This window comes from Actinomyces sp. oral taxon 169 (assembly GCF_013394715.1).
Classification (GTDB): Bacteria; Actinomycetota; Actinomycetes; order Actinomycetales; family Actinomycetaceae; genus Actinomyces.
Genome location: NZ_CP058259.1, coordinates 305,924 through 319,376, shown reverse-complemented (window position 1 = coordinate 319,376; position 13,453 = coordinate 305,924). Strand labels below are relative to the sequence as shown.

Sequence of the window (13,453 nt, the reverse complement as noted above, 5' to 3'; positions counted from 1 at the left end):
CTCGCAGGCGGTGGCACTCGACGCCGTCGGAGACAGGAATCCGGTCCCCGGACGCGCGGACTGTCCCCGTGCGGCACGGTGCGCACCCATCCGCGTGGAATGTCCCCGGCCAAGGCTTACGACGGCGGCCAGCAGCAGCGACCCGCGACGGCGGCCGGCGGCAGTGGCCGGCGACGGCGGCAGCAGTGCCAGAGCCCGCACCGACGCCGCACGTCCACAGCGCCGCCGCAGGCCCGCACCACCGCGCCCCCTCAGTCCTCCTTCGAGGCGGCCGCTTTGCTCGACGTCGTCTTGGCGGTGGTCTTCTTGGCGGCAGCCTTCTTGGTGGTGGCCTTCTTCGTCGTGGCCTTCTTGGCGGTGGTCTTCTTGGTGGTGCGCTTCTTGGCCGGGCCCTTGGCGCGCTTGTCCGCCAGCAGCTCGAAGGCCCGCTCGGCGCTGATGGTGGCCGGGTCCTCGCTGCGGGGCACGGTGACGTTGGTCTGCCCGTCGGTGATGTAGGGGCCGAAGCGACCGTCCTTGATGACCACCGGCTTCTCAGTGGCCGGGTCCTGCCCCAGCTCGCGCAGCGGCCCGCGGGCGGCCGCCTGTCCTCGACGCCGCTTGGGCTGGGCGAAGATCTCCAGGGCCTGCTCCAGGGTGACGGTGAAGATCTGCTCCTCGGTCTCCAGGGAGCGCGAGTCCGTGCCCTTCTTGAGGTAGGGGCCGTAGCGGCCGTTCTGGGCGGTGATGTCCTCCCCCGACTCCGGGTCCTGCCCGACGACGCGAGGCAGGCTCAGCAGGTCCAGGGCCTGCTCAAGCGTCACGGTGGACAGGTCCATGGAGCGCAGGAGGCTGGCGGTGCGAGGCTTGGGCTTGGCAGCCTTCGCGGTCTTCTTCGCCTTCGCCGATTTTGCCGTCTTCGCAGTCTTGGTCGCCTCCGCCTCGGCCGTCTCCTCGGGCTCGGGCAGGACCTCGGTGACGTAGGGGCCGTAGCGGCCGTCCTTGGCGATGATGACGTGTCCGCTGACCGGGTCGACGCCGAGCTCGCGGCCGTCGTCGGCGGCGCGGGTGAAGAGCTCACGGGCCTTGTCCACGGTCAGCTCGTCGGGGGCGAGGTCGGCCGGCACGTTGGCGCGCTTGCCCTCGGCGTCCTCCAGGTAGGGGCCGTAGCGGCCAACCCTCAGGGTGATGCCCTCGCCGATCTCAATGGAGTTGACGGCGCGGGCGTCGATCTCGCCGAGGTTATCCACCAGGCCCTTGAGCCCCTGGGCGCGCAGCGCGGCGGCCGCGGCCTCGAGCTCACCCGAGGCGTCCTGGGCGGCCTGCTCGGCGCCGGCGCCGCCCTGCCCGTTGTAGAAGCGCCGCAGCCAGGCGACCCGGTCCTCCTCGCCGGCGGCGATCCGGTCCAGGTCGCGCTCCATGGAGGCGGTGAAGTCGTAGTCGACGAGCTCGGCGAAGTTCTCCTCCAGCAGCCGAGTGACGGCGAAGGCGAGCCAGGTCGGCACCAGAGCCTGCCCGCGGTGGTCAACATAGCCGCGGTCGGAGATGGTGGACATGGTGGCCGCGTAGGTTGAGGGACGGCCGATCTCCCGCTCCTCAAGGGCCTTGACCAGGGAAGCCTCGGTGTAGCGCGGCGGCGGCGTGGTCTCGTGACCGGAGGCCTCGGCGTCCAGGGCGGCCAGCTCCTGACCGGAGATCATCGCGGGCAGGCGCACGTCCTTGGAGTCCTTGGCGGCGGCGCCGGCGTCGTCCTGGTAGCGCTCGGCGTCGCGCCCCTCCTCATAGGCGGCCAGGAAGCCCCGGAAGGTGATGACGGTGCCCGACGCCGTCAGGCCGGCCGTGGAGAAGGTGGGGCCGGAGTCGCGCGACTCGCCGGCCACCGGCGTCAGCGGCACCTCGACGGTGACGGTGGCGGTCGAGCCGACGGCGTCTGCCATCTGGGAGGCCACGGTCCGCTTCCAGATGAGCTCGTAGAGGCGGAACTGGGCGCCGCTGAGCTTACCGGAGACCTGGGCCGGGGTACGGAAGTGGTCACCGGCGGGGCGGATCGCCTCGTGGGCCTCCTGGGCGCCCTTGGACTTGGAGGCGTAGACGCGGGGGCGCTCGGGGACGTACTCGGCCCCGTAGAGCTCGGCCACCTGCGAGCGGGCCGCGGCCACGGCCTGACCGGACAGGACCGTGGAGTCGGTACGCATGTAGGTGATAAAGCCGTTCTCGTAGAGGCCCTGCGCCACGCGCATGGTCTCGCGCGGGTTCATGCGCAGCTTGCGGGAGGCCTCCTGCTGGAGGGTGGAGGTGGTGAAGGGGGCGGCCGGGCGGCGCTTGTAGGGCTTGTCCTCCACGCCGACCACGCGCGGCTCTCCCCGGCCGATGGCCTCGGCCACGGCGGTGGCCCCCACCTGGTGGAGGTGGACGGCGGAGGCCTTGAGCGCGGCGGGGCGCAGCTGACCGTCGTCGTTGAAGTCGCGGCCGGTGGCCACGCGCCGCCCGTCGAGGGTGACGAGCCGGGCGGTGAAGGAGTCTTCCTGGCGGGCGGTGACGTCCACGGGGGACAGGACGGTGGAGAAGGTGGCCTCCACCCCCCAGTAGGAGGCGGAGCGGAAGGCCATGCGCTCACGCTCGCGCTCGACGACGAGGCGAGTGGCCACTGACTGCACGCGCCCGGCGGACAGGCCGGCGCGGACCTTGCGCCACAGGACCGGGCTGACCTCGTAGCCCACGAGGCGGTCCAGGATGCGGCGGGTCTCCTGGGCGTCGACGAGGTGGATGTCCAGCTCGCGGGTGTTGTCCAGGGCCCGGGTGACGGCCTCGCGGGTGATCTCGGTGAAGACCATGCGGCGTACCGGCACCTTGGGCTTGAGGACCTGCTGGAGGTGCCAGGCGATGGCCTCGCCCTCGCGGTCGTCATCGGTGGCCAGGTAGAGCTCGTCGGCCTCCTTGAGGGCCTTCTTGAGCTGGGCGACCGTCTTCTTCTTGTCTGGGTTGACGACGTAGTAGGGCGTGAAGGCGTCCTCGACGTCGACCGCGAACTTCCCGTAGGGGCCCTTCTTCATGGTGGCGGGCAGCTCGGAGGGCTGCGGCAGGTCGCGGATGTGCCCCACGGAGGCCTCGACGTCGAACTCCGGACCCAGGTAGCCGGCGATGGAGCGCACCTTGTTGGGGGACTCCACGATGACGAGCTTGGTGGACACGTAAAGCCTTCCTCACGGGTGGTGCGCGGCTGGCCGCGGCTGGCGGGTCTGCGGGCGGTTGTCGCCGGGCCCCAGAGATCACCGCGGGATCGTGACGATCCGGGCGATCCGAGGCTCCGACGAAGGGGGACGGTGGGGAGTCGGCGCGTGCCGGCTCCCAGCCGACTGTAACGCACCACCCACCTTTTCCAACCAGGCCGTGTCCGGAAGAACGACTTTCGTCTCAGATGAGCTCGGCCAAGGCGCTGCGCACAGCCGCCAGGCGCTGAGCGGCGACGTTCTCGTCGTAGGGCAGGTGCAGCCCGCGGCACTCGGCGGCCAGCTCGGCCAGGGAGCGGACCTCGGGGAAGCCTCGGGAGGTGAGCTGGGCGACCTCGTCGATGATCGGCGAGCCCGAGGAGCCGGCCCCGCCGCCGCGCAGGTCCACCCACTGCCCCAGGCGCCGGGCCGCGCGGTCCAGGCTGGAGGTCACGGTGCGCAGGGCGTCGTTGAGCTGGGCGACCTGGGTGCTCACGGCCTGCAGCACCGGCCCCAGACCGCGGAAGCCGGACTCCAGCGCCTCGCACAGGTCCGTCAGGGAGTGCACGGCGTCCACCTCAGTGCCATCGAGGATGGACTGGGCGAAGCGTCCCACCATGAGGGTGAGCAGGCGCATGAGAGCCACGGAGAAGCGCAGCTCGGTGACCGACTGGTGCAGGACCTTGAGCCGCGATGGCAGTGCGTTCAGCTCGGCGCCCGCGACGCCGGTGAGCTCGGCGATGCGCTCGCTGAGCATGAGCACCTTGGTCTGGGCGCTGTCGCCGACGTCGTGGGAGACCAGCTGGCCGATGCGCCCCACCCGCGCCTCCACCGCCCGGGCCGAGTCGTGGGTGGCCTCCATGGTGGTGATGAGCCGCAGGTACTCATCGAGCTCGTAGACCAGGGCGTCGGTGTCCTTCTCCATGGCGGCCACCGCGTTGAGGATCCGGGCCACGGCCCCCAGCCCCTCGGGGGCTGCCGCCGGGACGCGCACCCCGGCGGTGACCAGGGCGGCCACCTCACGCGGCAGGGTCACCAAGGTCATGTCATGCAGAGAGGGGAAGCCCAGGGCCGCCAGCTCCGCGGCCAGCTCACGGCCGCCGAACTCGCCGAGCTGGTGACGTGAGGCGCCCCGGGCCTGAAGGTCGCGCTCCTTGGCGCGCACCCGGCGGTAGGTCTCCTCGACCCGATCCCTGGTCGCCCCGTCCATCGGCTTGATCCGCACCGACAGGTACCCCTGGCGCAACGGCACGATGGTGGCGAAGACCCGGTAGTCCAGGCCGTCCACGGCACGGTTGGTGATGTAGCCGCAGGCCGGGCGCCGGGTCTGTAGATCGTCCCAGATGAGGCGGAACAGACCCGCCGGCATGTCCAGGTGACGAATGATGTTGTGCGGAGCCCCGATGAGACGCTCACGCGAGTAACGCGACAGCGTATCGAACGTCCGGTTCGTGTTCTGGATAACGCCTTTGAGATCCGTGGTGGAAAAGAAAATGTCCTGCGGATCGAACAAACGCTCGTAACCGACCTGCGACTCCATGGTGCTTTCCTTCAGGGTGAATAATTCGCGGGAGCACCTCGCCGGAGGACTATTCCTTCAGTTCCTCACACAGTGCCGGGAAGAAGGTAATGAAACGTACGTGCCCGCGGAAGACAATTTATGACATTGTCACCAATAAGGTGGGACCTATCTTGTAGATTATCGACAATTACTCCCCCAGGTGGCTCAAGGTCTCGCGAACCGTTGCCACCCGCTGACGGATGACGGGTTCGTCCAAAGTCACAACGACACCGCGGGCCTTGGCAGCCAGCTCGGCCAGCGAGGCCGTCTCCGGGAAGCCCTGCTCGCCCACGGCGACGGCCTCACTCAGGACCGCCTCGGCGTCGACACCCTCGACGAGCGCCTGGGTCCCCTCGTCCTGAAGAGCGCGGATCCAGCGCTGGAAGGGCCGCTTGACGCGGTCGAGGTTGCTGACCACGGAACGAAGGTCGCCCTCCAGACGCTCGGCCAGGTTCGCCGCCTCCTGGCAGGAGGGCACGAGCTCCTCCAGATCGGAGAGCATCGCCTCGGCGAGGTCGCCGATGGCGTCGCCGGACTCCCCCTCCTGGCCGTCCAGGACGGCGGCGGCGAAGATGCCGGCCATGAGGGTGTGCAGACGCATCATCGAGCTGCGGAAGCGCACCTCGGAGGCCGCTTCATAGAGCGCCACGAGGGAGGAGTTGAGCTGACCCAGCACCTCAACGGCCTGAGCCCCGCGCTCCTTGACGCGCTCGGAGACGGTGGGCACCGAGGACTCGGCGTCGGGACTGGTCACCTCCTCCATGAGGGAGCCCACACGGTCGGCCCGGTCAATGACCGAGCGCACCCCTCCGGCCCAGGAGCCCAGGCCGTTGATGAGCTCCTGGTACTCGCCGAGCTGGTAGATGAGCTCGTCGGTGTCCCGCTCGATGGCGGCGACGGCCTGCAGGACGGCGGACATGGGGTTGTCCGACTCGGCGCGCGGCGGCACCCGCACGCCCTCGACGACCAGCAGGGCCAGCTCGCGCGGCAGGGCGGCCCGGGCGAAGTTGTGCAGGTCGTGGTACTGAAGCTTCGCCAGCTCCTCGGTCAGCAGCGCTGCCCCGTGCTCGGCGACCTCCCGGCGTCCGTGGCCCTCCTCGGCGTAGGCGCGCTCGGCAGCCCGCACGCGGGCGTAGATCTCCTTGACGGGAGTGAACATGGCGTGGTTGGTCGGGCGCACGCGCACGGACAGGTAGCCGTCGGCCAGCGGAGCGATCGTGGCGAAGACCCAGTAGTCCAGCCCATCCTTGGCCCGGTTGACCACGTAGACGCAGGAGGAGCGGCCCTGTCCGAGCTCGTCCCACATGAGCTTGAAGGCGCCGGCGGGCATGTCATCGTGCCGGATGATGTTGTGCGGAGAGCCGACGAGCTCCTCGGAACTGTAACGGGACAGCGAATCAAAGACCCGGTTGGTCCGGCGAATGACACCCTTGGTATCCGTCGTTGAGAAGAACAGGTCCTCGGCACCGAAGCGGCGCTCGTTGCCATCGACGTATTCCATGTCTCTCCTGCTGTTGCTGTCTGAGGGATGTATGAGGGAAATGAGGTCGACGTCGGTTCACCGACGGCGACGCGCTGGATGAGCGACGACAGAGATACACTTGGCCGCTCTCTCGGGGGCTACGTTACGAAGTAACGTTCCGGTGCACGCGAATGTGGAGATCAACAACCAAGACGCATACCCGCTTAAGCATGTCACAGCGTTCGCGCCACTGTGTCTCCGTTCGGTCTCAGATCGGTAACACAGTCGAGACACAGGTCGCGCTGTGGTCGAGCACAGCGCCTTCCTGTTGAATAGATGACGTGACTAACGCCCTCACCGAGAACCTCACCCGTGCCGACGGCTCCCCCTTACGCGTCCTGGTCGTCGACGACGAGCAGATGCTCGCCGACCTGCTCGCCTCCGCCCTGCGTTACGAGGGATGGGAGGTCACCACTGCCGGAACCGGAATTGCAGCCGTGCGCTCCGCCCAGGAGATCGATCCCGACGTCATCGTCCTGGACATCATGCTGCCCGACTTCGACGGCCTGGAGGTCATGCGCCGAGTGCGCGGCCACCGCCCGAACGTGCCAGTCCTGTTCCTGACGGCCAAGGACGCCGTCGAGGACCGCGTGGCCGGGCTGACCGCAGGCGGCGACGACTACGTCACCAAGCCCTTCTCCCTGGAGGAGGTCGTGGCCCGGCTGCGCGCCCTGCTGCGCCGCTCCGGGGCCAGCGAGGAGAAGCCGGCCTCCATCCTGGAGGTCGGGGACCTGCGCATGGACGAGGACTCCCACGAGGTCTGGCGGGGCGAGGACGAGATCCAGCTGACCGCCACCGAGTTCGAGCTGCTGCGCTACCTCATGCGCAACCCCCGCCGGGTCCTGTCCAAGCCGCAGATCCTGGACCGGGTGTGGAACTACGACTTCGGCGGGCAGGCCAATATCGTCGAGCTCTACATCTCCTACCTGCGCCGCAAGATCGACAAGGGCCGCGAGCCCATGATCCACACGATGCGCGGCGTCGGATACGTCCTCAAGCCGGCCGCCGGCACCGATGAGCGCAGCTGAGCGCCCGCGGATGTCCCAGCAGCCGGAACGGACCGGGCGGCGGATGAGCCTGCGCTCATGGCGGCCCGGCTCACTGCTCACACCTCCTCGTAGTCTGCGCACCCGGCTGGTGGTCGGGGTGCTCGGGCTGGTCCTGGTCATGGCGGCGGTCATGAGCGCCTTCTCCACCGTCAGCCTGCGCCACACGCTGATGGCACGCACGGACAGCCAGCTGATGGCGGCCGCCCAGCGCGCCGCCGACAAGCGCCACGACCTGACCCAGGAGGCCAGGAAGGCCTCCGATGAGGCGGCCCAGGAGGACACGAAGAACCAGGGCGACCAGCCCGACGCGGCCGGTGGCGACGACGGGGCCGACGGAGGCCCCGGCAAGCACGGAGTCCCTCCCGGCCTGGACGCCGCCGGGCAGTCGACCGGCACGCTGACGCTCATCACCGCCCAGACCTCGTCCTCCGACAACGAGGCCAGTGAGACAGCCGCCTATATCGACAAGAACGGCCACTACGCGTCCATCTCCAAGGAGGACTGCCGGCTGCTGCTGTCCCAGGCCACGGAGGACCACCCCATCACCGTGGACCTGCACCACCTGGGCAGCTACCGGGTGGTGGCCACGCGCGACGAGGCCTCGGGCAGCACGGTCATCACCGGGCTCTCCCTGGAGGGGGACAAGGGGCTCATCCGCACCCAGCTGCTCATCGAGCTGGCGGTGGCCCTGGTGGGCGCCCTCGTGGTGGCCCTGGCCGGGCGGACCATGGTGCGTTCCTCGCTGGCGCCCCTGGAGCGGGTCGCCCGCACCGCGCACCGCGTGGCCTCCCAGCCGCTGGAGCGCGGCGAGGTGAGCATCGAGGACCGCGTGGACCAGGCGGACCTGGACTCCTCAGCGGAGGTCGGTCAGGTCGGCGGCGCCCTTAACACGCTGCTGGGGCACGTGGAGTCCGCCCTGACCGCGCGCCAGCGCTCGGAGACGCAGGTGCGCCAGTTCGTGGCCGACGCCTCTCACGAGCTGCGCACGCCGCTGGCCTCGATCCGCGGCTACACCGAGCTCATCCGCCGAGAGGGGGCCGACGCCGACCTGCCGGAGGAGGCCACCTACGCCCTGGAGCGCGTGCACTCCGAGTCGGTGCGAATGACGGCGCTCGTCGAGGACCTGCTGCTGCTGGCCCGCCTGGACGCCGGGCGCGAGCTGCGCCGAGAGGAGGTGGACCTGGTCGGCCTCCTGGTGGACACGGTGGCCGACGCCCGCGCGGCCGGCCCCGACCACGAGTGGCAGCTGGATCTGGCCGTCCTGGAGCCGCCGGCCGACGCCACGCCGGAGGAGGCCGAGGACTTCCTGCCCGAGCCTCCGCTGGTCATCGGCGATGAGGCCCGCCTGCGCCAGGTCGTCGTCAACCTCCTGGCCAACGCCCGGGTGCACACGCCGGCCGGCAGCCACGTGACCACGACGCTGGCCCGCGAGGGGGACACGCTCATCGTGCGCATCCACGACGACGGCCCGGGGATCGCCCCCGAGGTGCGCGACCGCCTCTTTGAGCGCTTCGCCCGGGGGGACTCCTCACGTGAGCGGCGCACCGGCTCCACGGGTCTGGGCATGTCGATCGCTCTGGCCATCGTCCAGTCCCACGGCGGGAGCATCGACGTCGACTCCTCCACCGCGCCCGAGGACCACGGCACCACCTTCAGCGTCAGGCTCCCGGCCGCCGTCGTCGAGGAGTAGGGGCAGGACACTGCACGAGGGTCGGGATCCACTGACCAAGGGTTGTGCGTACTGCACGAAGGCCCCACCTACCTCCAGTACCCCCAACCCTCGTTCAGTAGCACCCCACCCTCGTGGAGTGAGCGGCGAACCCCCCTCAGTGGGCTCGTCGCCGACGGCGCCGGGTAGGCGTCAGTCGCGGTGGCGGGCCTTGTGCTTGCGGCGGGTGCGGCCCCAGTCGGTCAGCGAGACGAGCGCGGACATGGCCAGGCAGGTGACGCCGACGACGGCCACCGACCCGGTGGCGTAAGCGCCGAAGAGCTGCCAGCGCGTCTCCGGGCCGTCCAGGTGCCACCACACCCAGGCCCCCAGGCCGAGCGCCCCCAGGGTGCACACGATGCCGGCGGCCGCCATGAGAACGTTGCCGACGAGCTGGTGCCACAGGCGCGGCCCGGCTGCCGTCACCGGGATCGTCCCCACGGTGGTCAGCCCGGGCACCTCACCGGAGCTCTCCTCCCCGGTCCCCTCGCGCAGGGACCAGGGGGCGCGCCAGGCCCCACCGGCCACGGCGAGGGCGCCCCAGGCCACGGGCACGAAGATCCCGGCCAGGACGTCGGAGGGGCGGTGCCACTGGCACACGAGGGTGGAGTAGCCCATGGCGATGGTGAACAGTCCCCCGGCCCAGGCCGCCAGCGGCCGCCAGCGCCGCCCGGACAGCAGGATGAGGGCGACCGCGGCCGAGGCCGCCATGGTGGTGTGCCCCGAGGGGAGGGTGTTGGCGTTGTCCCAACGCTCGGTGATGTTGAAGTCGGGCCGCCACAGGAACTGGTACTTGAGGATCTGGGTGGTCAGGTTGGCCCCGACCACGGCGACGACGGCCCACACCGCGCGCCGGTGGCTGCGCCGCAGCAGACCGATGACGAGGATCGTCACCACCAGGACGACGGCCGCCGGCATGGACACCACCGACAGGAGCCTGCGGGCGTGGGCGCTCACGTAGTGCGAGCCGATCTCCGAGCCCTCCAGGGCCATGGCGTCGAGGGTCTGGCCGGTGTGGGTGAACACGAACAGCCCCCACAGGCCCAGCGTCGCCGCCAGGCAGGACAGCGCCAGCAGACCCCCGCGCAGGCGCAGCTGTCCCAGGGAGCGGGAGGTCTGCGACTGGAAGGAGGCCACCGGCCGATCGTAGGTTCTTGAACGCACCAACCAATAGGAAGTCAGCAGCGATTCCTGTGCGGGACTGCTCACGACTCACGTGCCTTCAGGTCGCTGAAGGGGTCCTCCCCCTGGCCGTCTGCGGCCTGGGTGATCGGCCCGTAGGGGGAGGCCGTCCTGGGGGCCGGCTGCTCGACGGGAGCGGCGTCGCGGGCCTCAGCGGCTTCGGGGACGCCGGCCTCCGCGGCACCCGATGGGCTGATGATCTCAAGCTCACTGGTCTCGTCGGTGAACTGCGTATCGGCCCCGGCGGCCCCGGCGGCGCCGACGACGTCCTGCAGGGGGCGTCCGGGCCAGCGCTCCGGCGCGCCGACGTCGTCGGCCGCATCATCACCGCGGCCCTCGCTGAGGGCATCACTGCGGTCGTCACTGCGGCCTGCCTCGCGGGCGGCTGAGCCTTCGACGGCCTGCCGGCCGGCACCCCGGGAGCGGCGACGACGCGTCCACCACAGGCGCACGAGGATTCCGACGACGACGGCCAGGATGATGACGACGGCCACGATGATGGCCTTCATCCAGGTCTGCATGGGGGCGGGCAGGGCCTTGGCCTCTTCGGCCGCGGCGGCCGTGGGGTCCATGGGGACGCGCTCGCCGGTGACCAGGAGGCGGTGGGAGTTGACGCCGTAGGGCGTGCAGGTGATGAGGGTGACCAGGTCGCGTCCGGGAACCTTGCGCAGGGAGTCGGTCTCCTCGGGCTTGACGACGGTGATGTCGTTGACCTCGTACTTGAGGGTCTGCCCCAGGGAGGAGACGTAGAAGACGTCGCCCTTCTTGAGCTGGTTGAGGTTGTCGAACATGGTCGCGGTGGACAGCCCGGTGTGGCCGGTGAGGACTGCGTGGGTGGAGGGGCCGCCGATCGGCAGGCTCGTGCCGAACAGGTGCCCGACGCCTTCCGTCAGGGTGCGGCTGTCGGTGCCGTGATAGATGGGCAGGCTCACGTGGATGGAGGGGATGACGATCCGGGCCATGACCGGGTCGATGTCCATCTCGTGGAGGTAGGCCTGGTACTGGGGGGTGTCGGGGCGCTGCGACTCGAGCCAGGGGTCGAGGATCGGCGCGCTCTCCAGGTTGTTGTTGTAGGTCTCGGCGGAGACGCGCTCCTTGGCGATGGTCTCCGGTCCGGCCGAGTTCACGGTGGCGGTGTACATCTTGGCCAGACGCTGCTGCTCGTCATTGTTGTGCTGGGTCGCCATGACCGGGTACAGGAGGACAGCGACGCCGACCAGGACCAGGACCAGCGGCAGCCAGGTCAGAAAGCGCTCACGCAGGATCTTGCGGCGGGCCGCCTTCTTCGGGTCGGTCGCCGGGGAGGCGGGGCCGTCCGGGCCGGGCTGCGGGGCCGCGGAGTCGGGCTCCCTCTGGGCCTGGCTGGTGCGGGACTGGGAGATGCGGTCGCGAAGTGATGGGAGTAGCGCTGTCACGGAGAACCGTGCCTTCCTGCGTCGGGTTGTCTGCGGAGCTCGCTGCGAAAGACGGGTGGGGATCAGTTGTGGCTTTAACGATTGGCAGGGAGGATCCCTGCGACGCCCGTGTGGGGGAGACGGGTTCTCCCGCCTCCCCCACAAGGAAGCAGTCAGCGTGATGACGGCCGGCTGGGGCCGGTCACCTCAGTGGCTGCCAGCGGCTGTCAGTGCTTGGCAACGTGACGGCGCTTGTTGGCGTAGGCGACCACCGCGCCACCGGCCACCAGCAGGGCGCCGGCAACGGTCAGGAAGATGACGCCGTTGGCACCGGTCAGCGGCAGGCGGAAGCCCGCGTTCTTCGGGATGTCGGTGACGGTGACCTCGGTCGCAGCCTTCTTCTCGGCCTTCTCAGCCAGGACCCGGAAGGGGAGCGGGTCGGCCTGGAGGCTGTAGCCCTCGGGGGCCTTGGTCTCCACGAGGCAGTAGTAGTCCTCGTCGGTCAGCTGGTCCTTCTTCGCGCCGTTGACGTAGTCGTTGGCGCGCAGGTAGTTGATCTCCACGGTGCCCTGGCCGGCGGTGGTGAAGGTCTTCTCTCCACCGATGGTCAGCGGGTCGACGGTCTGGGTGCTGGGGTCGGAGTCACGCAGCGTGGCACCGCTGGCGGTCTTGGTGCACTCGTAGACCTGGAACTGGGCGCCGTTGTACTTGGTCTTGTCGGCCAGCTGGTCCGTACCGGTCTTGGTGAGAACCACCTTGCCGTACTTGGAGAGCACGGGGGTGGTGGGAATGCCGGGGATGTCCGTGGTGGTGCCGGGGTTGTTCGGGTCCCAGGTGAAGTTGGGGCTGTCGTTGGGGATGAGGCCCGCGGTGTTGGACAGGTCACCCTCGAGGTTGACGGCGGCGTCGAACTTGGCGGTCAGGGTCACCTGGAGCTTGGTCTCGCCGTTGCCGTTGTAGCGCGCCTCGGAGGCCTTGCGGCGACCCTCCTCGGTGAGCTGGATGGTGGCCCAGTTGTGGTCCTTACCCTCGGCAGTGATGAGGGTGTAGTCGGTGGTGTCCGCCAGGGTCACCTCGTTCTGACCGACGATCTTGACGACCGGGGTCAGAGCGTCCTTCTTGATGCGCTTGTCAAGGCGGTCAACGACCTCGTAGCGCTTGATGCGCGCACCGCCGGGGTAGTCCACCTTCGGGATGGAGGTGGTGATGGTATAGGTGATGTCGCGCCCGGAGCCGGGGGCCGGCTTGTCCGTCACCTGCTTGTCCACACCGGAGAGGGTGTTCTTGGGGTAGACGTGGACGTTGTAGTTCCACTTGGCGGTGTCCTGCGGGTTGGTCATCGGCAGGGTGACGACGAAGTCCTCGGCCGGGATGACCTTGTCGGGGGTGCGCGTCTCGCTGACGAGGTAGGCACCGACCTCGGTCTGGGCGTCGGTGAAGGAGGCCAGACCGTTGGCACCGGTGGTGATCTTCTGGACGGTGGTGCTCTTGAGGGCACCGGCCTTGACCACGTCACCCTTGAGGTCCGCGAGGGTCTTCCAGCCGTCGTAGGTCGTCAGGTCCACGTTCAGCTTGGTGATGGTGAACTCGACGTCGGAGACGGGCTTGCACTCGGCCTGGGGGTCCTCGTTACCGGTCCCCTCCTTGACGCCGTTGGTGTCGGTCTGCTCGCACTTGTGGACGGTCAGCGTGGTGGCCGCGTCGGGGTCGATGGTGGAGCCGTTCGGGTCAGCGGGTGCCGCCGCGCCGGTCGGGGCGACGAGCGCGCCGGCGGCGAGCGTCATCGCAGCGGCGAGGCCGAGGCCCCGGCGCGTGTTGAGGGAGTGCATTGCTGTTCTCTCCTGTGTTG

At 69.6% G+C, this 13,453-nt stretch carries 8 protein-coding genes; 2 read left to right on the top strand and 6 right to left on the bottom strand.

Going from position 1 to position 13,453, the window contains the following annotated elements:
- Positions 1-251: 251 nt before the first annotated feature.
- The 3 genes from topA to HW274_RS01280 all read right to left on the bottom strand — a co-directional run bounded on the left by topA (position 252) and on the right by HW274_RS01280 (position 6,250).
- Positions 252-3,170, bottom strand: coding sequence for a type I DNA topoisomerase (topA, locus tag HW274_RS01290; RefSeq protein WP_185989025.1), 2,919 nt, complete (start codon positions 3,168-3,170; stop codon positions 252-254).
- A 223-nt stretch (positions 3,171-3,393) separates the two neighbouring features.
- Positions 3,394-4,728 (bottom strand): diguanylate cyclase, encoded by a 1,335-nt coding sequence (locus HW274_RS01285; RefSeq protein WP_075255021.1) that lies wholly within the window; start codon positions 4,726-4,728, stop codon positions 3,394-3,396.
- A gap of 169 nt (positions 4,729-4,897) precedes the next feature.
- Positions 4,898-6,250, bottom strand: a complete 1,353-nt coding sequence (locus tag HW274_RS01280) for a PAS domain S-box protein (protein WP_075255022.1) — start codon at positions 6,248-6,250, stop codon at positions 4,898-4,900.
- Positions 6,251-6,552: 302 nt separating this feature from the next.
- On the opposite strand from HW274_RS01280, the gene HW274_RS01275 reads away from it, so the two are divergent.
- Together HW274_RS01275 and HW274_RS01270 are read left to right on the top strand one after the other, a co-directional pair.
- Positions 6,553-7,299, top strand: a complete 747-nt coding sequence (locus tag HW274_RS01275; RefSeq protein ID WP_075255023.1) for a response regulator transcription factor — start codon at positions 6,553-6,555, stop codon at positions 7,297-7,299.
- A 43-nt stretch (positions 7,300-7,342) separates the two neighbouring features.
- Entirely contained in the window at positions 7,343-9,010 is a 1,668-nt protein-coding gene (locus HW274_RS01270; protein ID WP_075255024.1) for a cell wall metabolism sensor histidine kinase WalK, read from the top strand.
- A gap of 171 nt (positions 9,011-9,181) precedes the next feature.
- Here HW274_RS01270 and HW274_RS01265 read toward each other — a convergent pair whose 3' ends face one another.
- The 3 genes from HW274_RS01265 to HW274_RS01255 form a co-directional block, all read right to left on the bottom strand.
- Positions 9,182-10,165: a phosphatase PAP2 family protein gene (locus HW274_RS01265; RefSeq protein WP_075255232.1), complete on the bottom strand. Its 984-nt coding sequence runs from the start codon at positions 10,163-10,165 to the stop codon at positions 9,182-9,184.
- Between the two features lie 68 nt (positions 10,166-10,233).
- Positions 10,234-11,625, bottom strand: coding sequence for a class C sortase (locus HW274_RS01260; protein ID WP_185989024.1), 1,392 nt, complete (start codon positions 11,623-11,625; stop codon positions 10,234-10,236).
- A gap of 206 nt (positions 11,626-11,831) precedes the next feature.
- The gene (locus HW274_RS01255; RefSeq protein WP_185989023.1) at positions 11,832-13,433 is read right to left on the bottom strand and encodes a SpaH/EbpB family LPXTG-anchored major pilin; all 1,602 of its coding nucleotides are present in this window, start codon (positions 13,431-13,433) and stop codon (positions 11,832-11,834) included.
- Between the last annotated feature and the right edge of the window lie 20 nt (positions 13,434-13,453).

Coding starts and splice junctions, on each gene's coding strand:
- HW274_RS01285 (WP_075255021.1), bottom strand. CDS start 4,728: ATGGAGTCGCAGGTCGGTTACGAGCGTTTGTTCGATCCGCAGGACATT.
- HW274_RS01280 (WP_075255022.1), bottom strand. CDS start 6,250: ATGGAATACGTCGATGGCAACGAGCGCCGCTTCGGTGCCGAGGACCTG.
- HW274_RS01270 (WP_075255024.1), top strand. CDS start 7,343: ATGAGCCTGCGCTCATGGCGGCCCGGCTCACTGCTCACACCTCCTCGT.
- HW274_RS01255 (WP_185989023.1), bottom strand. CDS start 13,433: ATGCACTCCCTCAACACGCGCCGGGGCCTCGGCCTCGCCGCTGCGATG.